Annotated in this window: 28 protein-coding genes; 20 read left to right on the plus strand and 8 right to left on the minus strand. The window is 65.0% G+C overall.

Annotated features, from left to right (window positions below; all coding sequences use genetic code 11):
• The first annotated feature begins 2 nt into the window (after positions 1–2).
• On the plus strand, positions 3–89 hold the full coding sequence (locus GDJ93_RS00360; protein WP_226812388.1) for an IS3 family transposase: 87 nt from the start codon (positions 3–5) through the stop codon (positions 87–89).
• A gap of 82 nt (positions 90–171) precedes the next feature.
• Here GDJ93_RS00360 and nagB read toward each other — a convergent pair whose 3' ends face one another.
• From nagB to GDJ93_RS00400, 8 genes are all read right to left on the minus strand, one after another.
• A complete protein-coding gene (gene nagB / locus GDJ93_RS00365) occupies positions 172–900 on the minus strand; it encodes a glucosamine-6-phosphate deaminase (RefSeq protein ID WP_152067340.1) in 729 nt (242 codons plus the stop codon).
• Between the two features lie 271 nt (positions 901–1,171).
• Positions 1,172–1,639, minus strand: a complete 468-nt coding sequence (locus tag GDJ93_RS00370; RefSeq protein WP_306421699.1) for a PTS sugar transporter subunit IIA — start codon at positions 1,637–1,639, stop codon at positions 1,172–1,174.
• Positions 1,640–1,740: 101 nt separating this feature from the next.
• The gene (gene glmM, locus GDJ93_RS00375; protein WP_152067341.1) at positions 1,741–3,078 is read right to left on the minus strand and encodes a phosphoglucosamine mutase; all 1,338 of its coding nucleotides are present in this window, start codon (positions 3,076–3,078) and stop codon (positions 1,741–1,743) included.
• 123 nt (positions 3,079–3,201) lie between these two features.
• The gene (gene rpsI / locus GDJ93_RS00380) at positions 3,202–3,597 is read right to left on the minus strand and encodes a 30S ribosomal protein S9 (RefSeq protein WP_022094634.1); all 396 of its coding nucleotides are present in this window, start codon (positions 3,595–3,597) and stop codon (positions 3,202–3,204) included.
• A 2-nt stretch (positions 3,598–3,599) separates the two neighbouring features.
• Positions 3,600–4,043: a 50S ribosomal protein L13 gene (gene rplM / locus GDJ93_RS00385; RefSeq protein WP_022094635.1), complete on the minus strand. Its 444-nt coding sequence runs from the start codon at positions 4,041–4,043 to the stop codon at positions 3,600–3,602.
• 194 nt (positions 4,044–4,237) lie between these two features.
• Positions 4,238–5,116 (minus strand): patatin-like phospholipase family protein, encoded by an 879-nt coding sequence (locus tag GDJ93_RS00390; protein ID WP_152067342.1) that lies wholly within the window; start codon positions 5,114–5,116, stop codon positions 4,238–4,240.
• Between the two features lie 640 nt (positions 5,117–5,756).
• Positions 5,757–7,268 (minus strand): recombinase family protein, encoded by a 1,512-nt coding sequence (locus GDJ93_RS00395; protein ID WP_152067343.1) that lies wholly within the window; start codon positions 7,266–7,268, stop codon positions 5,757–5,759.
• A gap of 2 nt (positions 7,269–7,270) precedes the next feature.
• Complete coding sequence (locus GDJ93_RS00400) at positions 7,271–7,951, minus strand: LexA family protein (RefSeq protein WP_152067344.1); 681 nt, start codon at positions 7,949–7,951, stop codon at positions 7,271–7,273.
• 101 nt (positions 7,952–8,052) lie between these two features.
• Here GDJ93_RS00400 and GDJ93_RS00405 point away from each other — a divergent pair, with 101 nt between their 5' ends.
• The 19 genes from GDJ93_RS00405 to GDJ93_RS00490 all read left to right on the plus strand — a co-directional run bounded on the left by GDJ93_RS00405 (position 8,053) and on the right by GDJ93_RS00490 (position 17,588).
• A complete protein-coding gene (locus GDJ93_RS00405) occupies positions 8,053–8,250 on the plus strand; it encodes a helix-turn-helix domain-containing protein (protein ID WP_117637851.1) in 198 nt (65 codons plus the stop codon).
• Between the two features lie 28 nt (positions 8,251–8,278).
• A complete protein-coding gene (locus GDJ93_RS00410; protein ID WP_152067345.1) occupies positions 8,279–8,617 on the plus strand; it encodes a hypothetical protein in 339 nt (112 codons plus the stop codon).
• A 65-nt stretch (positions 8,618–8,682) separates the two neighbouring features.
• A complete protein-coding gene (locus tag GDJ93_RS00415; protein ID WP_152067346.1) occupies positions 8,683–8,865 on the plus strand; it encodes a hypothetical protein in 183 nt (60 codons plus the stop codon).
• 88 nt (positions 8,866–8,953) lie between these two features.
• Positions 8,954–9,154 (plus strand): hypothetical protein, encoded by a 201-nt coding sequence (locus GDJ93_RS00420; RefSeq protein ID WP_152067347.1) that lies wholly within the window; start codon positions 8,954–8,956, stop codon positions 9,152–9,154.
• Positions 9,142–9,540, plus strand: a complete 399-nt coding sequence (locus tag GDJ93_RS09945) for a hypothetical protein (RefSeq protein WP_158551308.1) — start codon at positions 9,142–9,144, stop codon at positions 9,538–9,540. The genes GDJ93_RS00420 and GDJ93_RS09945 overlap by 13 nt, the downstream gene beginning before the upstream one ends.
• Entirely contained in the window at positions 9,537–9,902 is a 366-nt protein-coding gene (locus tag GDJ93_RS09950; RefSeq protein WP_158551309.1) for a RusA family crossover junction endodeoxyribonuclease, read from the plus strand. The genes GDJ93_RS09945 and GDJ93_RS09950 overlap by 4 nt, the downstream gene beginning before the upstream one ends.
• Positions 9,899–10,456, plus strand: coding sequence for a hypothetical protein (locus GDJ93_RS00430; protein ID WP_152067348.1), 558 nt, complete (start codon positions 9,899–9,901; stop codon positions 10,454–10,456). The genes GDJ93_RS09950 and GDJ93_RS00430 overlap by 4 nt, the downstream gene beginning before the upstream one ends.
• Before the next feature lie 42 nt (positions 10,457–10,498).
• Positions 10,499–10,795: a hypothetical protein gene (locus GDJ93_RS00435; protein WP_117765307.1), complete on the plus strand. Its 297-nt coding sequence runs from the start codon at positions 10,499–10,501 to the stop codon at positions 10,793–10,795.
• Positions 10,783–12,066: a ParB/RepB/Spo0J family partition protein gene (locus tag GDJ93_RS00440; protein ID WP_152067349.1), complete on the plus strand. Its 1,284-nt coding sequence runs from the start codon at positions 10,783–10,785 to the stop codon at positions 12,064–12,066. The genes GDJ93_RS00435 and GDJ93_RS00440 overlap by 13 nt, the downstream gene beginning before the upstream one ends.
• Positions 12,067–13,077: a DUF1351 domain-containing protein gene (locus GDJ93_RS00445; RefSeq protein ID WP_152067350.1), complete on the plus strand. Its 1,011-nt coding sequence runs from the start codon at positions 12,067–12,069 to the stop codon at positions 13,075–13,077.
• A 1-nt stretch (position 13,078) separates the two neighbouring features.
• Complete coding sequence (locus tag GDJ93_RS00450; RefSeq protein WP_226812389.1) at positions 13,079–13,651, plus strand: ERF family protein; 573 nt, start codon at positions 13,079–13,081, stop codon at positions 13,649–13,651.
• Positions 13,652–14,005, plus strand: coding sequence for a hypothetical protein (locus GDJ93_RS00455; protein WP_152067351.1), 354 nt, complete (start codon positions 13,652–13,654; stop codon positions 14,003–14,005).
• Complete coding sequence (locus GDJ93_RS00460) at positions 14,002–14,556, plus strand: single-stranded DNA-binding protein (protein ID WP_152067352.1); 555 nt, start codon at positions 14,002–14,004, stop codon at positions 14,554–14,556. The genes GDJ93_RS00455 and GDJ93_RS00460 overlap by 4 nt, the downstream gene beginning before the upstream one ends.
• A 19-nt stretch (positions 14,557–14,575) precedes the next feature.
• On the plus strand, positions 14,576–15,277 hold the full coding sequence (locus GDJ93_RS00465; protein WP_117637862.1) for a conserved phage C-terminal domain-containing protein: 702 nt from the start codon (positions 14,576–14,578) through the stop codon (positions 15,275–15,277).
• A complete protein-coding gene (locus GDJ93_RS00470; protein ID WP_152067353.1) occupies positions 15,261–15,989 on the plus strand; it encodes an ATP-binding protein in 729 nt (242 codons plus the stop codon). The genes GDJ93_RS00465 and GDJ93_RS00470 overlap by 17 nt, the downstream gene beginning before the upstream one ends.
• Positions 15,976–16,371 carry a hypothetical protein gene (locus GDJ93_RS00475; RefSeq protein WP_152067354.1) on the plus strand — a complete coding sequence of 132 codons (396 nt, stop codon included), beginning with the start codon at positions 15,976–15,978 and terminating at the stop codon, positions 16,369–16,371. Before GDJ93_RS00470 ends, GDJ93_RS00475 begins: the two co-directional genes overlap by 14 nt.
• A 256-nt stretch (positions 16,372–16,627) precedes the next feature.
• Positions 16,628–16,837 carry a DUF3110 domain-containing protein gene (locus GDJ93_RS00480; protein WP_152067355.1) on the plus strand — a complete coding sequence of 70 codons (210 nt, stop codon included), beginning with the start codon at positions 16,628–16,630 and terminating at the stop codon, positions 16,835–16,837.
• Positions 16,834–17,025 (plus strand): hypothetical protein, encoded by a 192-nt coding sequence (locus GDJ93_RS00485; protein ID WP_117637866.1) that lies wholly within the window; start codon positions 16,834–16,836, stop codon positions 17,023–17,025. The genes GDJ93_RS00480 and GDJ93_RS00485 overlap by 4 nt, the downstream gene beginning before the upstream one ends.
• A gap of 2 nt (positions 17,026–17,027) precedes the next feature.
• Positions 17,028–17,588, plus strand: coding sequence for a hypothetical protein (locus GDJ93_RS00490; RefSeq protein WP_152067356.1), 561 nt, complete (start codon positions 17,028–17,030; stop codon positions 17,586–17,588).

Consider the following 17,588-nt stretch of genomic DNA (forward strand, 5'->3'; position numbering starts at 1 on the left):
TCGTGGTCCATTGGAACACGAGGAGGCGCCAGGTTAAACTGAAGGGACTGACCCCGGAGGAGTTCCGGAGACAGTCCCTTGCGGCGTAGTTCTTATTTAAGCCGTCCAAGTTTTGGGGTGCAGTTCAAGCGGAGGCCTTAGGCAAGGCTATGTCGAGCTGCAGGATTCGCGCTACTCGCAAAGCGAAAGGGCGGCCTCGTCGGCAACGACAACGCAGTTGGTGTGCAGCTGCAGGATCGAAGCCGGGCACTCGGGCGTAACCGGACCATAGCACATGTCATGCACGGCCTGAGCCTTGGCCTCGCCGTTGGCGACGACCAGGATCATGCGGGCATACATGATGGTCTGGGTACCCATGGTGTAGGCCTGACGGGGAACATCGTCGATGCTGTCGAACAGGCGGCTGTTGGCCTGAATGGTGCTCTCGGTGAGGTCGACGCAGTGCGTGCCCTTGGAGAAGTGGTCATCGGGCTCGTTGAAGCCAATGTGGCCGTTGTTGCCAATACCGAGCAGCTGGAGATCCGGGTAACCGGCCTCGGCGACAATCTTGTCGTACTCAGAGCAGGCAGCGGCGGCGTCGGGGTTGGAACCGTCGGGCACATGCGTGTTGTTAAGGTCGATGTTGATGTGATCGAAGAAGTTCTCACGCATGAAGTAGTGATAGCTCTGGGGATCGTCGTGCGAAAGGCCGCGATACTCGTCCAGGTTGTAGGTGCTGACCTCGGCAAAGTCGACGTCGCCCTTCTTGTACCAAGCAGCGAGCTGCTTGTAGGCACCGATCGGGGTGGAGCCGGTGGCAAGGCCCAGCACACAGTCGGGCTTGAGGATAACCTGGGCCGAGATGATATTAGCGGCCTTGCGGCTCATATCCTCGTAGTCTTTAGCTTTAATGATCTTCATTACGCGTCCTTTCTCGTACAAGAGAGGCAAGGCTCCCTTACAAGCACTTGCCCGCGGCCCGCGTCGGCCGCAACCAACGTGTGCGGCCACCAGGGCGAGGTCGCGTAATGTATGTGTCTCGTGTCTAGCCGCGTCGAGGCCCCTGCCCGTCCACGGTGACCCAAAGCCTTTTAGCTTCGGACAAATCCCATCTTGCCACGGAGGGCGTCCTCTTTCAAGGGCGCCCTCCGTAAACGTGTTTGAATTGTAGACTAATGGCCACGTGCACTTGCTAGCGCTCGCGAGCAACGATGAGCTGGTCCATCTCTTCGACATGCACGCCAACGGAGCCCTTGATACTCGAGAACTCAACGGAGTTGCACACCAAGATGGGAACCGTCACATCGTAGCCCTCGGCAGCAATTGCCTCGCGATCGAACTCAATGAGTACATCGCCCTTATGGACGATGTCACCCACTTGCGCATGTACGGTAAAGTGCTTACCCTCGAGCTGAACAGTGTCCAAACCAACGTGGATGAGCACGTCCAAGCCATCGACCGTGTTAAGCGCAACGGCATGTCCCGTGGGAAAAATAGCCTCGACCTTGGCATCAGCCGGCGCGATAACGCGCGTTCCGGTGGGCTGAATCGCCACGCCCTGGCCCAAAAGGCCGGTGGCAAACGTCTGATCGTTTACCTCGGAGAGCGGAATGACGTCACCCGAGATGGGAGCATCCAACGTAAGGACTCGACCACGCATACCAAAAGACCTTAGGACTTTAGTGAACATGCTCCCCCTCGGACATACCGAACAACCAAAACAACCTTAACAGTTTACCACTTGGCACCCGTTTTTGACCATTAGGGAAGTTCGCGCTTGACAACCTCGACGATGTCGTCGACAACGCGCTGGGTCAGCTCGTGCGTCTCGGCCTCGGCCATCACGCGGACCAGCGGCTCGGTACCGCTCGGGCGCACCAGAATGCGGCCGCGGCCGTCAAGCTCCTTCTCGGCAGCAGCGACGGCATCCCAGATGGGCTGGCAATCGTCCAAACCAGCCTTGTTGTCGGAATGCACGTTGACGAGTACCTGCGGGTACTTCTTCATGATGCCGGCAAGATCGGTGAGGGTACGACCGGTGCGCTTGAGCACGGCCAGAAGCTGCAGAGCCGTCACCAAGCCGTCGCCGGTGGTGTTGTGCTCCAGGAAAATGATGTGACCGGACTGCTCGCCGCCGATGACGGCACCGTCCTCGAGCATGCGCTCCAGAACGTAGCGGTCGCCCACGGCGGTCTGGACCATCTCGAAGCCCTGCTCCTTCATAGCGATAGAGAAGCCAAGGTTGCACATGACGGTCGAGACGATCTCGGAGTTGGCGAGCTTGCCGCGAGCGGCAAGGTCAGAACCGCAGATAGCCAGGATGTAGTCACCGTCGATCTCATTGCCCTCGCTGTCCACGAACAACACGCGGTCGGCGTCGCCGTCGTGGGCCAGACCGATGTCAGCATGGGTGCGCAGCACGAGCTCGCGCAGGGGCTCGAGGTGCGTAGAGCCGCACTCAACGTTAATGTCGGTACCGCAATAATCGGTGTTGATAGCGTGCACCGTGGCACCCAGGCGCTGCAGCGCGGCGGGCGTGGTCTGGCAGGAAGCACCGTGACCGCAGTCGACGGCAACGACCAGGCCGTCAAGCCTCAGGCCATCAAGCGTATCGATGGCGTGGTCGACGTATGCCTTGCGAGCGTCCTTCATCTTGATAATGTGGCCCACGCCGGCACCGGTCGGCAGCGTGTCGGCAGCCATAGCTTCCTCGGACATGACCCAGGCGCTGATCTCTTCCTCGACAGCATCAGGAAGCTTCATGCCTTTGCGGCTAAAGAACTTGATGCCGTTGAACTCCGGCGGATTGTGCGAAGCGGAGATGACAATGCCGCCATCGAGCTCGTTTTGAACAGTGAGCAGCGCCACGGCGGGCGTGGGGATAACGCCGCAGCAATGCGGGCGGCCGCCCTCGGCCATAATGCCGGCGGTCAGAGCGCTCTCGAGCATGGTGCCCGAAAGGCGCGTGTCGCGGCCGATGCAGATATCCGGACCAAGAAACTTGGTCGCCGCGCGGCCCAGGCGAAACGCGAGGTCGCACGAGAGGTCGGCATTGGCGACGCCACGGACGCCGTCGGTACCGAAGATGTTCTGGGGCATAGGATCGCTCCTTCCCTAGCAGGCGATATGCAACCGCCCGCCCTAGTCGAAAAAGAAAAGCGGGACCCGCCGAGGAATCGGCAGGCCCCGCTTGTACATTGTATCTCGAAAGGAGATAAAACCTTAGCGCTTGGAGAACTGGGGAGCGCGGCGGGCCTTCTTGAGGCCGTACTTCTTGCGCTCGACCACGCGAGCATCGCGCGTAAGGAAACCGGCCTTCTTGAGGTCAGCACGGTAGTCGCCAGCGTTCAGAAGAGCGCGAGCGATGCCCAGGCGCAGAGCGCCGGACTGACCGGAGATGCCGCCGCCATCGCACAGAGCGATAACGTCGAACTGACCGGCGGTGTCGGTCACCTTGAAGGGAGCAAGGGCGTTCTCAACGAGTTGATGACGGCCGAAATACTGCTCGGCGTCACGCTTGTTGATGGTCACCTTGCCGGTGCCGGGGACGAGACGGACGCGGGCGACGGCGTTCTTACGACGGCCGGTACCCTGGTAGACAACGGTGTTCTCAGCCATCTTTAAGCCTCCAGCTCAATCTTCGTGGGGTTCTGGGCAGCATGCGGATGCTCGGCACCAGCGTAGACCTTAAGCTTGGTCATCTGGGCACGGCCGAGGGTGGTCTTGGGCAGCATACCGCGAACGGCGCGCTCGATGACCTTCTCCGGGTGCTTCTCCATAGCCTGGCGGAAGCTCTCAGCCTTGAGGCCGCCGTTGTAGCCGCTGTGGCGATAATAGGTCTTCGTGTCGGCCTTGTTACCGGTAAGCTGGACCTTATCGGCGTTGATGACGACAACGAAGTCGCCGCAGTCGCTGTTGGGCGTGAACTGGGGCTTGTTCTTACCGCGCAGGATCATTGCGATCTGGGTGGCAAGACGGCCCAGGACAGCACCATCGGCGTCGACGAGAACCCAGTTGCGCTGGACCTCGCCCTGCTTGGCGTAGTGAGTCGATTTCGAAATCACTTAGACTCCTCCATGTACAGTACGTGTTGTTACAGAGATTCACGGGGCTCTGCAAGTAACCCGTCCATATTACCCCGCTCGCCGTACGAGTCAACAGGTATTTTGGCTCCGACCAGAGTATCTGCACATGTCATCCACGAGCCGTGATTTTTCCAGCTCTTTAGCTGTTGTCATTTTTTGAGGGTTCGCCGTCGCTAGCGTTCAACGAACTCTTGGATTTCCGCGAGCAGGCGCTTTGCCTCCTGGCGGCCCTGGATATACAGGTCCAAAAGCTTTGCCGAATCGTGCTCGACATGGCCGACCTCGACCGGCTTTTGCGGAGCAACGACCAGCGCACGGCCCTCGCGCTCATACTTCCACAGGTGCATGCGCTGCATGTTGTAGCGGTCGTGGCGCGTCTCGATAGCCTCGAGCAGATAGGGATAGTCGGCATAGCGGGCGCGCGCGGCAGGCATAAACTCGTAGGGCTTTTTCTCGTACGAGCGGTCCTGCGTGACAATGACAACCGCGCGATCGAAGCCCGCCTCCTCGAGCACATGCTCGATGGGAACCGAATCGGCTACGCCGCCGTCGACGTATTTGTGCCCGTCAATCTCGACCGGCGGCGTCACCAGCGGCAGCGACGTCGAGGCGCGAACAGCGTCGAGGTCAAGTACGGCGCTTTTGACCGGCAGGTACGTGGCGGTTCCAAAAAGCATGTCCGTCGCGACGGCGTACATCTCGATGGGGCTCGCGTCGAACGTCTCGTTGTCAAAGGGATCCAGGCGGTCCTGGACATCGTTGAAGATAAAGTCGTAACCCACAATGGAACCCGTGGACGCAAACGATGCAGCGCCCATGAAGCGGCTGTCGTTGCAGAAAGCCAGGTTGATGCGGTTGGCACGGCCGATCTGGTGCGACTTGTAGTTCACGCCGTTGAGGGCGCCGGCCGATACGCCATATACCGCCGGAATCTCGACGCCAGCCTCCATGAGAACGTCGAGCACGCCCGCAGTAAACTGCCCGCGGAAGCTGCCGCCCTCCAAAACGAGCGCGACCTTGCCAGCGTTCTTTGCCTTATCTTCTGCAGTCATGTTGACCTCCTGCGATTGCGTTTTGGCTTTCTTCTACCCAGTTTTGGGATGGCGAGCGCGCAGTTTTTGGAGTTGAGGAGGGCGGAGCGGTCGGCGGGAAAGCGTGTCCCGTTCTCAGAGCAAATTCCGGGTCGCATTTTCCGCTGAGCCCGCCATCAGGAAAATGAATCCCATTCCGAGCTTAGATTCCGGGACGCGCTTTCCGCTTGAGCTGCCATTGGGAAAGCATATCCCACTCTACGGCTCGATTCCGGGTCGCAGTTTCCGCTTGAGGCATCATCCGGAAACTACGTCCCAGTCTGAGCGCGGATTCCGGGACGCGCTTTCCGCCTGGGCTGCCATCGGGAAAGCGCATCCCACCCTGCGTTGCTGCGGCATTTTCTTTACGTCCGCGCCCTGCACAGAGTTCGATTCTCCGCGGTGCGGGAGGGGATCCGTTGATGCGGCGCATGGCCGGCTGAGATTCGATAAACATCGCATCCATATTGAGCTGATAGTTTGCGCGGAGAATCCGCGTGTTCGCTTCGCGAACCCGCACCGGCTTCGGCCGCCTGCCGGCGTCCTCGCCCGCTCGCTACAAACGCTTCGCGTTTGCTTAACGCTCGCGCCCTGCATAGAGTTCGATTCTCCGCGGTGCGGACTAGAAATAAAAAGGCAGGTAGAGACACTTCTCTACCTGCCTGTTACTTATGGTGGAGCTGGCGTTCATTCGGTCGAACACCTCGCCACCTGGACCTATAGCGCCAGGCAGCGACGGATTATCGCCCAAGCCGGCAGAATCGTCAAACGTGAACGCCACGCGCAGGCCGTCGTCATCGTCGGGGCCGCCCAGCACCACGCGCGCCACGAACGTGCGCAGAAGCTGCGCGTCGTCCACCTCGGCGGCGGCCATGCCCTCAAGCCAGAACAGCGCGCGGTCGTAGTCAAGGCGGGCGGCCTCAAGGGCCTCGGCCGTGCGCAGCTCGTCCTTGAGGAGCGCCTGCCGCTGCTTCAGCGCGCCTATGCGCTCCTTACCGCCCGGCGGCGCGATGCCCGACTCGATGGCCGCCCATATGTTGGAGAACGCCGTCTCGATCTTGGCCAGCTCGCCCTTTATGGTCTCGCTCAAGGGCTTCTCGTCGGCGCGCTCCTCCTCGGCGTCGGCCAGCATGCGAGCGATGCGCTCGCGGCTGTCGGCGCTGCCCAGGGCCTCGCGCACGGCGTCGGCCACGCGCTTCTCCACGACATCGCGACGCACGGTGCGCCCGCAGCTGCGGCAGCGGTAGTAGTGATAGGGCCTGCCCGACTTGCCCGTGCCGCTGGTGCCGGTCATCAGCCCGCCGTCGCGCCCGTCGTAGAGCTTGCCCGTGAGCGGGAAGTCCCACGCTTCGGTCTTGGCGCGGGGCCTGTGCGAGTCCTCAAGCATCCGTATCACCCTCTCCTCGTCATCCATGGGAACGATGGCGGGCATGCCGCCGGGCACGACCACGCCCGCGTAGCGGTACTCCCCGCCGTTCTCCCGCCGCATCAGTATGCGGCGCACCGTCTGGAAGCGCCACTTGCCGCCGCGCTTGGTGCGGTACGGCTCCCAGGCGCGCACCACGTCGGCCACCGACTTGCCCGACAAGACCATGCGCACGCCCAGGCGGATGGCGGCGGCCTCCTCCTCGTTGACCACGTAGCGCCCGTCCACTATGTCCCAGCCGTAGCGCACGCAGCCGTTGGCCATGCACCGCTCGGCGTTCTTCTGTATGCCGTCGCGTATGCGCTCGCCGTCGAGCGCGCTCTCGTACTCCGCCAGCACCTCCAGCATGCCCAGCTGCAGCACGCCCGCCGAGCCGTCCGAAATGTCCTCGCCCGCGTACAGTATCTCGACGCGGCAGCGGCGCAGCATGATGCGCGCCATGGCCATCTCGTCGCGGTTGCGCATGATTCGGGTAACTTTATATATGACCACGAAATCGAACAGCCCTCGCTTGGCGTCGGCCATCATGCGCTGGAACTCGGCGCGGTCGGTGTTGGTGCCCGTCTGCGCGAAGTCGCAGTACGTGGCCACCACGCGCAGGTCGTTCTCGGCGCAGTAGGCGCGGGACTTCTCCACCTGTATCTCTATGGACTCGCCGCGCTGGTTGTGGCTCGAGAAGCGGGCGTATATCGCCGCGCGCCCGCCCACGGCTACTCCATCTCGTCGGCGGCCTGGAACCACACCACCGTGCCGATCACTCGCACGGGTCCGTCGTCCATGCCGAAAATCATGTCCTCGTAGTCCTCGAAGCTATCCGCCGACAGCATCAGCTTGGTGCTGCCCTTGTACCAGCGGCGCATGACCGCGCGGTAGTCCTCGGTCTCCACCACGGCGATGGACCCGTTGGCGGGCTGGCGGTCGGGGTCGACCAGCACGTGGCTGCCCTCGGGTATGACGCGGTTCATGCAGTCGCCCTCGACCTCCAGGGCGAAAGCGCGCGGGTGGCCGGCGCACACGGAGGCGGGCACCTCCACGCGGTGCGCGACCTCCTCCTCGTCGGCGAGCGAGCCGGCGTGCACGCGCCCGAGCGTGAGCAGCGGCACGGTTGCGCTGCTGGCCACCACGGGCATGGCACCGGCGGGCATATAGGAGCTGCCCTTGGGCTTTTTGCTCACGGGGTCAATCTGATCCATTCCGCCGTCTTCTATAAGGTGTGACTTACTAATCTGATAGCAGGCCGCCATGCGCTCAATAGCTCCCATACGGGGTTCGGAGCGGCCATTTTCCCACTGCGAAACGGCGTTACCTGTCACACCTGCAATCTCACCCAGTTCATCCTGGGTAACGTCGAAAATCTGCCGTAACTTCTTTATGTTGTCGGATATCGGCATCTTAACTCCTTCCAGGACTTAAATTTATTTTCAATTTTACCAAAATTAATCTTGACCGTGTTCTGAAGATTAATTACAGTTATGGACAGAAAGGAGGGAGTATGAAGTCACTCAAGCAGGCGCGCATGAGCAAGGGCGTAACCAAGAAGGCAATGGCTGAACATCTGGGCATTTCAGGACCTACATACGATGTTTATGAAGACCACCCCGACCGTATGCGCATCGAGACGGCTAAAAAGGCCGCCGACTTCTTGGGCTACAAACCCGAAGAAATTTTTTTCGCTTCAAACTGTAATTAGATTTACCTATCAGAAAAGGAGACACACCATGACCACCAAGAGCCACCAGCCCGAGTTCGTCGCCGAGATCATCGGCAAAACGCTCGACCACCTCATCGACGACCGCAAGCGCGTGGCCGTCGACTTCGAGCTGGCCGAGAACGGCTGCATGGAGGAGACGCACGTCAGCCTCAAGCGCCGCATCGCGGCCATGTGGGGCTTCCAGACGAGCGGCATCGAGCTTCTGGAGGCGAGCACGACCTGGTTCGAGCTCGGCGGCATGCAGTTCAACGTCTACGGCTCCGTGCAGTTCAGCGTGAACGGCAAGGGCTGGAGCACCGACTTCAAGACCATCGCGCGCGACACCGCGTACGACGAGAAGGAGTAGGCCATGCTGAACGAGGTGACCGTACGGGGGGGTTCACCGCCCTCAACGTGAAGAGCGGCAAGTGCGTGCTGCAGTTTGAGCTGGACCCGAAGTTCCGCGACACCATCCCCAAGCTGGTGGAGTTCACGGGGCAGATGCTCAACATCCACGTGTACGACGACCAGGAGGTGATGTTCGTGGATAGGGACACCGGTGAGGTCGCCTACGAGGACGCCCCGCTGCTTCTGCCGGGCGTCGCGGGCGAATGACCCCGATACAGCGCGCCATGTGCGACGAGTGCGCCGCCATGATGCGCGAGTTCTACAAGGACCCAGAGAACGAGAGGAAGTTCCAGGAATGGAAAAGATCAAGGGAAAGAGGGTGCGCGTCGCAGCCGGCAAGCGAAAGACGCGCACCGCAACGGTTCGCTTCCGAACCGAGACCAGTGTAACACCCGAGCAGCGCCGCGAGAGGCTGCAGGCCGTTTTCGCCGCCCTGTTCGTATGCGCGTGCATCGCCGCCACATGGGCGCTGGAGGCAACAGTATGGCCGAGGTAGACGCCAAGGCCCAGGCCCTCGTGGCCAAGGCGTGCGGCTGGGTTGCCTCGAACCCCGATACATGGGCGAAGCTGCGCCGCATCTGCTACCGCCTGATGCTGGAGGGCCACGTCATCCAGCGCGACAACGTGTACACCCTGGCGTGCCAGAACGGCATGACCGTGAGCGAGGCCAGCGAGTTCAAGCGCGACCACAACCTGTGGAGCGTGCTGTCCCGCTACATGGTGCTGCAGCGCCCCTCCATGCTGGCCGCCGTGAGCTTCCGCCGCACGCCGGTGGACTCCGTGGACCTGGTGGGCACGTGGGAGGCCATCGTGGGCCCAGCCGTTTTCGCCGCCTCCACGCTAACCGAGGCGCAGGGCATCTACGACAGGGGCGCGCAATGAGGTGCACCGTCACGGTCGAGGGCCGAATGCCGAGCCTGAACGACTACATCAGCGCCGAGCGCGCCAACCGCTACAAGGCGGCGGCCATGAAGAAGCGCGAGACGGCGCGCGTGAGGGCGGCGGCCATGCAGCAGCGCGCGCCGCGCTTCGAGCGCCGGGTGACCGTGCGCACCACGTTCTACGAGCCCGACATGCGCCGCGACGCCGACAACGTGGGCTTCGCGCGCAAGTTCGTGCTCGACGGCCTGGTGGCGGCGGGCGTAATCAAGGACGACTCCCGCAAGTACGTGGAGCAGTGCCCCGACAGGGTGCTCACCGACAGGGCGCGCCCCCGCGTGGTCGTGGAGGTGAGCGACGAGTGACCCGCCGAGACAAGGGCAGGCCACACAGGGCGTGGCGCAAGGCCGACCTCGACCGCATAGCCGAGCTGGCGGGAAAGGTGCCCGCCCGCGAGATTCGCCGCGAGCTGCGGCTGTCCAAGAACCAGTTGGATAACGCGCGGCGCGTGATCAACGCCAGCGGCGGCCACGTGTCCCTGCGCTGCTACCGCCACCGCCTGGAGCTGTGCCCGTCGTGCGGGTGCCGCAGGGCGACCCTCGGCAAGGACGGCATCTGCGAACCGTGCAGACGCCAGCAGCAGCTTGAGGCCATAGAGGCCCGCATAGCCGAGCTGCTGCCGAGGCTGACCGCAGAGGAGCGCCGCACCTACGAGCGCACCGAGTGCGGCCGAGAGAGCCGCGCCGACCCCATGCCGCAGGCCCCGGACACCTCGGGCATGAGCCGCTACGCCGTCGACAAGGCAGCAGAGGCGCACGACGAGGCCATGGAGCGGTGGCTGTGCCGTTACCTGTACCGCAGGGTCAAGGCGGCGCAGAAGCGCAAGGAGCGCATAGAGAAAAAAGTTCCGAAATCCTGAAAAGTTTTTATCACTTTTAGTTTTCCCAGTTAGGAGACCCAAATGCTCACGGAAATCATCAGCAAGACCGTCGCGGACAAGACGGTGGACAGCATCCTGAAGCGCATCGAACGCGCCGTCCCCGTGCCCGAGCCGGGCGACGGCGGCTTCGACGCCGCCATGCGCCAGGCGTTCAACATGGGGGCCGCTTGCATGGCCGCGCAAATCAAGAACGGCCCCGTGCCCACCAAGCGCATCGCGCTCATGGGCGAGGTGGCCCGCGTGGCGTGCCGCGCCCGCCTGGTGGGCATGGAGTGCCGCGTGGTCGTAGACGAGGAGGCCCGCGCATGCAATCGCTAGAGGAGGTCGCGATCTGCGACGTGTACCCCTACGAGCGCGCCGACGGCGAGCCGATGAACCCGCGCGACTTCACCACCAGGGAGAGCGCCGAGCACATCGCGGGCCTGGCCGCGCAGTTCAAGGCCAACCGCCTCAACCCCGGCCAGCCCGTCATGAAGCCCATCCTGTACAAGGAGGGCGGCATCTACTGGATCATCGACGGCGAGTGCCGCGTGCGCGCCATGAGGGCCATCGGCACCGAGCGTTTCCTCGCCGAGGTCTACGACGACCTGGACGACGCCGAGCTGGCGCGCGTGGAGGCCGCCAAGGCCATGGTGGAGACCGACGCCAAGCTGGGGCTGACCGCCGAGGAGAAGTCGCGCGGCGTGCAGACCATGCTGGCGCTCGACATTCCCGACGAGGAGGTGGCCGTGGCCGCCCGCACCGACGCGGGCACCGTGGCCAAGGCGCGCCGCGCCGCCCGCAGGGTGCAGGACGCCGCCTACGACATGACGCTCGACCGCCTGGCGGCCATCGCCGAGTTCGAGGGCGACGACGAGGCCGTGGCCGAGCTGCGCGACTGCAAGCAGTCCGAATGGCAGCGCGTGTACGCGAGCCTGAAGGCCGAGGCCGAGCAGAGGCGCAACCGCGCCGAGGTGGTGGCGGTGCTTGCCGACGCGGGCGTCGAGTTCGTCGACGAATGCCCCGAGGGCTTCGCCGCATGCCGCACGTTTTCCGACTACCGCCCCGACCTGGCGGCGCTGGACGCCTACGTGGCCGACAACGCGGGCGCGGGGCTTCTGGCCGAGGAGACGTCGTTCGGCGTGACCCTGCTGGCGCCGGTGGCCGAGGGGGCCGACGAGGCCGCACAGGCCGCAGCCCAGCGCAAGGCCGACTTCCAGGCCGCCTACGAGGACGGCGCGAAGGCCCGCCGCGAGTGGCTTGCCGCCCACGCGGGCGACCTCAAGTCGATGCGCCGCACGGCTCTGGCGCTGACCGCGTTCGTCGTGGAGGCCGAGGCCGTGGAATCGTTCGAGGAGCTGCTGGGCCGACCCATCGACCGCACGCCCACCGAGCTGGCCGTGGCCATGGGCTGGCGGGCAGCGTGGAACATGAGCGGCTGGACGGCCTGGAGCCTCATGGAAGGCGGCAGCTCTGTGTACTTCAACCGAGCGACGGTCGAGAACGTGACCATCATCTACGAGGCCATGAAGGCCGACGGCTACGAGCCGAACGCGGCCGAGACGGAAACCTACGAGGCGTGCATGGCGCGCCTGGGAAGCGAGGAGTAAATGAGCGAAGCAGTTGAGGCCGAGATCATCGAGCCCGAGGAGGCTTCAGAGCTGACCGTGGCGTACTCCCCCGCCGTGATCGAGGCCAACTTCGACGCCCTGGAGGCGCACGTGCGCAGGCTGGTGGCCGACTACGAGGGCGCGACCTACGACATGGGCAAGGACGAGAACGTGAAGGCCGCCAAGCGCGACCGCGCCTACCTCAACGGCATCGCCAAGGAGATAGACGAGCGCCGCAAGGCCGTGAGCCGCGAGTACACGAAGCCCCTGGCCGCGTTCGAGGACAGGTGCAAGGCCGTGGCGGGCATCGCGAAGCAGGCAGCCGACGGCATCAAGGCGCAGCTGGACGAGGCCGAGGAGGAGCGCCAGCTGCGCGCGTATGCCAAGCTGCGGGAGCACTACGAGGAGTTCGCCGGGCTGCTGACCCCCGTCGTGCCCTATGAGCGTTTCCACGAGAAGCAGTGGACCAACAAGACCTTCGGCGAGGTGAAGGCATTCAAGGCCCTGGAGGCCAAGGTGGAGCGCCTGGCCCAGGACTGGGAAACCCTCAAGGCGCAGTTCCAGGGCGAGCCGTTCTACGACGAGGCCGAGCGCGAGCTGTTCGCCACCCTGGACCTGGGCGCGGCCATAACGGCGGCGCACAAGGCCGAGGAGGAGCGCCGGCGCATCGCCGAGCTGAAGGCGGCCATGGAGCCGGAACCCGTGGAAGAGCCCGAACCCGAACCCGAAGCGGTGCCCGAGCCCTCGGAATGCCAGCCCGCAGAGTTCCCGCAGCCGCTTGAGCAGATGCCCGAGCCGCAGCCCGCGCCCATGCCCGCCCCGGTGCCGCCAGCGCCGCCCGCACCGGCACCCGTGGCCATGGCGGGCGACCCGTGGACGGTCGTGGTGCCGTGCGCCACGCGCGAGCAGATGCAGGGCGTCGCGGCGGCCCTCAAGGCGCAGGGCGTCGTGGGCACCATCATGCACGGCACGGTGGGCCAGGTTTACGAGCGAATGAACGGAGGCTACTAGCATGACCCAGGAACAGCAGCCCATCGACCTCATGGCGGCCGTTGCCCGCGTGCAGCGCGCCGTGGTGGTGCCCAAGGCCAAGTACAACGCTTTCGGCAAGTTCAGCTACCGCAGCTACGAGGACATAGTGGCCGCGCTGAAGGAGCCGTGCGCCAAGGAGGGCCTGGCGATCTTCATGACCGACGAGCTGGTGCAGATAGGCGACCGCTACTACGTGAAGTCCACGGTGTGCGTGTTCCCCGCCGAGGGCGGCGAGGGCCTGCTGCAGGTGAGCGCCTACGCCCGCGAGGACGAGCACAAGAAGGGCTCGGACGACGCCCAGGTGACCGGCATGGCGTCGAGCTACGCCCGCAAGTACGCGCTGTGCGGCGCGTTCGCCATCGACGGGCAGAGCGATCCCGACGCCATGGAGGAGCGGCCCGCGCCCGAGGAGAAGCAGCCGCCCGCAGACGGCCCCTTCACGGCCCACTGCCGCAGCTGCGGGGCGCGCTACCAGTTCGCCAGCATGCCGCAGTACATGGAGTTCGTGGCCAACAGCCCGTGCTGCCCGCGCCCCGACTGGCAGGTGGAGTAGATGCAGGCGCTCACCGAGGAGCTGGACGAGCTGACCGACAGGCTGGAGGCCGAGCTGAAGACCTGCAAGGAGTCGGGCTGCCAGTACGCCGAGAACGAGGCCGAGTACCGCAAGGCCCTGCGCATCGCCATCCTGAACGAGCGCCAGAAGGGCACGCCAGTCACCATCATCGGCGACGTGTGCCGGGGCCAGGAGCAGATAGCGGAGGCCAAGCGCCGCCGCGACTGCTCCGAGGCCATCTACAAGGCCTCGCAGGAGGCCATCAACGTAATCAAGCTGCGTATCCGCATGGTAGACGCGCAGATCACCCGCATCTGGAACAGCGGGGGCGTAACCCAAGGAGGGTATCTATGAGCATCAACCGCGTATGCATATCCGGCAACCTGACCCGCGACCCCGTGCTGCGCTCCACGTCTGGCGGCATGTCCGTGCTGTCCATGGGCGTGGCCGTCAACGACCGCCGCAAGAACCAGCAGACCGGGCAGTGGGAGGACTACCCGAACTTCGTGGACTGCACGCTGTTCGGCACCCGCGGCGAGAAGCTGGCGCAGTACCTCGCCAAAGGCAGCAAGGTGGCCATCGAGGGCAAGCTGCGCTACCGCAGCTGGAACGACCGGCAGACCGGCCAGAAGCGCAGCGCGCTGGAGGTCGTGGTGGACGAGCTGGAGTTCATGAGCGGCCAGCAACAGCAGCAGGGCTACGCGCCGCAGCAGTACGCGCCCCAGGCGGCCCCGCAAGCGCCGCAGGCCCGCACGTACGGCCAGGGACGCCCCGCCCCGGCACCTGCGCCGCAGCAGCCCGCCTACGCGCCGCAGCCGGCCACTCAGCAGGCGTACGCGCCGCAGCAGCCCGCGCCGCAGCAGCAGGCCATGCCCGATCTGTACGACGAGGATATCCCGTTTTAGGGAAGGCGACGGCGACACTATGGGCATGGTTATACACGACGACTTCTGGGCGGCCGCGCAGGCCATGCCCGAGAAGCAGCGCGCGCCGTTCATCTACGCCATCGTCGAGTACCGGTTCACGGGCAAGGAGCCGCAGGGCAGCCCCGCGTGGCTGCCCACCTTCCTGGTGCTCAAGGGCAGGCTCGACATGGGCGACGAGAAGAGCGAGCGCGCAAGGAAGGCGGCCAACGCCCGCTGGGGCAACAGACCGGGGAAGGAAGACGCGGTGGACGATGCGGCGGCACGGGCGCAAGCCGATGCGCAAGCACATGCGGGAGCATATGCGGATACAGATGCAGTCGCACATGCGCAAGCAGATGCGGATGCACATGCAGGCGCATCGAGTTGCGGCAATGCAGAGGTTGAGGTTGAGGTTGAGTATATAGATAACCCCTTAATCCCCTTTGACGAAATCGTGCATGCGCTCAACGAGGCAGCCGGCACCCGCTACCGCTCAAGCAGCGCCAAGACCCGCAGGCTGATACACGCCCGCTGGGCCGAGGGCTACCGCCTCCCCGACTTCCTGGCCGTCATCGACACGATGGCGGCCGAATGGGCGGGCGACCCGAAGATGGCCAAGTACCTGCGGCCCTCCACGCTGTTCTCGCCGAAGTTCGAGGACTACGTGAACCGCGGCCCGAGGACCCGGAAGGAGGCCGACGGCTATGCCGAGTACGACTGAGTGCCCCCACTGCGGGGCGCAGCTGGAGGTCCGCTACGTGGTGCTGGCTGGCCGCCGCACCTTCTGCGGCTGGAAGCCGTGCGGCTGCCCGGGTGCCGTGGCGGAGCGCGACGAGCGTTCGCGCCTTGAGGCCAGGGCCAAGGCCGAGGAGGCCGCAGCCAAACGCCGCCGGGCCTACGAGCGGGCCGGAATCAAGCCCCGCTTCATGACAGCCGCCTCCCCCATGGCCGAGGGCATTGCCGCGAAGGTTGAGCAAGGGCGCGGGGCGTACATCTGCGGCCCCGTGGGAACCGGCAAGACCCACCTGGCGAGCGCCGTGGCGCGGCTCCTGGTGGACGGCGGCACCAGCGTGAGGGTGACCGATATGCTGGGCGTGCTGGCCGCCATCAAGGGCACCTACGGCGGCGACGGCACCGAGGACGGCGTGCTGTCCAGGCTCTCCCGCGTGGGGTGCCTGGTGCTGGACGACCTGGGCAAGGAGTCCCCCACCGACTGGACGCTGGGGCAGGTGTTCCGCGTCGTGAACGACAGGTACGAGAACATGAGGCCCGTGGTCGTGACCACGCAGTACGGCAAGAGCGACCTCATACGCCGCCTGGCCAAGAACGGCGACGAGGAGACGGCGGTGGCCATCGTGAGCCGCCTGTCGGAGATGTGCGACAAGTACGAGCTGCAAGGCAAGGACAGGAGGCTATCAAATGGCAAACGTTGACACGCTGCCCGAGATCCTGCGCCCCCTCATGGAGGGGCCGAGCATCGAGACGCCCAGGTGCGCCGTGTGCGGCGCGCCGTGGCCGCTCAACCGCCACCACATCGTGAGGCGCGGGGCGGGCAAGCTGTTCCGCGACGGGCGCGAGGTTCCCAAGCCCACGGTGATGCTGTGCGGCAGCGGCAACGGCGGCGGCTGCCACGGGCTGGCGCACGCCAACCGGCTGCACTTCCGCTGGGTCAGGGCCGAGCAGAGGTTCAACCGCCCCGCCCCGCCGGGCTCGGGGCACTGGGAGTACCTGCTGCTGCCGGAACCGACCAAGTACGCGGATGCCCTGGCCATGGACGGCTGGGGGCGGCTGCCGAGGGGCAGGCGGTGCATGTGAGCGGGTACGAGCCTTCAAGCGGGTGGAACCTCCCGCCCGGGTGCTTCGAGTCCGACCCCAGGGCACCGTGGAACCGGCCCGACCCGTGGGAGGGCCGCACGTGCCGGGAGTGCCGCTTCTGCGGCCGCGTGCAGGGCGCTGGCGGCGAGGCCGTGTGCGCCCGCGACGCCATGACGGGCGGCGGCCCCGACGTGGAGGCGGTAGACGAGACAAGCGAGGCATGCGAGTGCTTCGAGTTCGAATAGGAGACGAAACGATGAAGAAGATCTACGCGGTGGCCACGGAGAGCGACGTGGTGCTGGCGTTCGAGAGCAGATCGGACGCAGACGAGTACGCAGGCGAGCACGACGGCATGGCGGTGCTGCCGGTGCCGTGCGTGGGGGCCTACGAGTACCCCAGCGAGAAGCCGGCCACCGACTGGGACCGAATCGCCGACGCTCTGCCGAAGGGAGGCGAGCAGGCATGAGGCTGTACATGTGCGCATGCGAACGCTGCGGCAAGGAGGTGCCGGCGACCCTGGCGGGTTACGCCAAGATGGTGCTGAGGAACAGCGCGCGAATCGACGGCAAGGCAAGGGCCTTGTGCCCGGAGTGCGCCGAGAGCCTGCGGGCGTGGTTCCTCGCAGGCGCGGTGAAGCCGGAAGGAAGGGAGTAGCCATGGGAATCATCTGCGATACCTGCGGGCGCGATATCGACGCCCTGGGGCAGGACAACATGGGCGTGGACGCGCCGCTGTGCGAGGACTGCTGGAGCGGTCAGAAGAGCCTCGCGGTGCAGGACCGCCACCTGCAGAACCTCCACCGAGAGAACGAGCGCCTGCGAAGCGAGAACAAGGCGCTGGCCGACAACCTCGCCGAGGTTGGGCGCAAGCTCGCCAATGCCAGGCAGAGGCTGCGCAGCGACGGGCCGGCAGACTGCAAGAGGCTGCGCCGCGAGATCGAGACGGCCTACGAGGTGAGCCGCGAGCGCGCCCTGGCGCTCACGAAGCTGGACGAGTGCGAGCTGTGGCTGGGGCGCTGCGAGCCGAAGGAGACGGCGGCGCCGACGCTCAAGGGCGCGGCCCAGGAGGTCGCCATGCCGTGCCTGAAGGACGACGAGGCGCGCGGCTTCGCGATGCCCGATGTGAACGTGGAGGTGAAGGCCGAGGTAACGGCCGAGAAGCTGGCCAAGAGCCTGCGCGAGGCCATGAAGCCGGCCATGCGGATGGCGGTGGAGTAG

It is taken from the genome of Collinsella aerofaciens, from assembly GCF_902501475.1.
GTDB classification, from domain to species: domain Bacteria; phylum Actinomycetota; class Coriobacteriia; order Coriobacteriales; family Coriobacteriaceae; genus Collinsella; species Collinsella aerofaciens_AL.

Coding starts and splice junctions, on each gene's coding strand:
- GDJ93_RS00480 (WP_152067355.1), top strand. CDS start 16,628: ATGAAGAAGATCTACGCGGTGGCCACGGAGAGCGACGTGGTGCTGGCG.
- GDJ93_RS09950 (WP_158551309.1), top strand. CDS start 9,537: ATGAGGTGCACCGTCACGGTCGAGGGCCGAATGCCGAGCCTGAACGAC.
- GDJ93_RS00490 (WP_152067356.1), top strand. CDS start 17,028: ATGGGAATCATCTGCGATACCTGCGGGCGCGATATCGACGCCCTGGGG.
- GDJ93_RS00410 (WP_152067345.1), top strand. CDS start 8,279: ATGACCACCAAGAGCCACCAGCCCGAGTTCGTCGCCGAGATCATCGGC.
- GDJ93_RS00405 (WP_117637851.1), top strand. CDS start 8,053: ATGAAGTCACTCAAGCAGGCGCGCATGAGCAAGGGCGTAACCAAGAAG.
- GDJ93_RS00475 (WP_152067354.1), top strand. CDS start 15,976: ATGGCAAACGTTGACACGCTGCCCGAGATCCTGCGCCCCCTCATGGAG.
- GDJ93_RS00370 (WP_306421699.1), bottom strand. CDS start 1,639: ATGCGTGGTCGAGTCCTTACGTTGGATGCTCCCATCTCGGGTGACGTC.
- GDJ93_RS00455 (WP_152067351.1), top strand. CDS start 13,652: ATGCAGGCGCTCACCGAGGAGCTGGACGAGCTGACCGACAGGCTGGAG.
- glmM (WP_152067341.1), bottom strand. CDS start 3,078: ATGCCCCAGAACATCTTCGGTACCGACGGCGTCCGTGGCGTCGCCAAT.
- GDJ93_RS00400 (WP_152067344.1), bottom strand. CDS start 7,951: ATGCCGATATCCGACAACATAAAGAAGTTACGGCAGATTTTCGACGTT.
- GDJ93_RS00390 (WP_152067342.1), bottom strand. CDS start 5,116: ATGACTGCAGAAGATAAGGCAAAGAACGCTGGCAAGGTCGCGCTCGTT.
- GDJ93_RS09945 (WP_158551308.1), top strand. CDS start 9,142: ATGGCCGAGGTAGACGCCAAGGCCCAGGCCCTCGTGGCCAAGGCGTGC.
- GDJ93_RS00465 (WP_117637862.1), top strand. CDS start 14,576: ATGGGCATGGTTATACACGACGACTTCTGGGCGGCCGCGCAGGCCATG.
- GDJ93_RS00440 (WP_152067349.1), top strand. CDS start 10,783: ATGCAATCGCTAGAGGAGGTCGCGATCTGCGACGTGTACCCCTACGAG.
- nagB (WP_152067340.1), bottom strand. CDS start 900: ATGAAGATCATTAAAGCTAAAGACTACGAGGATATGAGCCGCAAGGCC.
- GDJ93_RS00450 (WP_226812389.1), top strand. CDS start 13,079: ATGACCCAGGAACAGCAGCCCATCGACCTCATGGCGGCCGTTGCCCGC.
- GDJ93_RS00435 (WP_117765307.1), top strand. CDS start 10,499: ATGCTCACGGAAATCATCAGCAAGACCGTCGCGGACAAGACGGTGGAC.
- GDJ93_RS00485 (WP_117637866.1), top strand. CDS start 16,834: ATGAGGCTGTACATGTGCGCATGCGAACGCTGCGGCAAGGAGGTGCCG.
- GDJ93_RS00445 (WP_152067350.1), top strand. CDS start 12,067: ATGAGCGAAGCAGTTGAGGCCGAGATCATCGAGCCCGAGGAGGCTTCA.
- GDJ93_RS00460 (WP_152067352.1), top strand. CDS start 14,002: ATGAGCATCAACCGCGTATGCATATCCGGCAACCTGACCCGCGACCCC.
- GDJ93_RS00420 (WP_152067347.1), top strand. CDS start 8,954: ATGGAAAAGATCAAGGGAAAGAGGGTGCGCGTCGCAGCCGGCAAGCGA.
- GDJ93_RS00470 (WP_152067353.1), top strand. CDS start 15,261: ATGCCGAGTACGACTGAGTGCCCCCACTGCGGGGCGCAGCTGGAGGTC.
- rpsI (WP_022094634.1), bottom strand. CDS start 3,597: ATGGCTGAGAACACCGTTGTCTACCAGGGTACCGGCCGTCGTAAGAAC.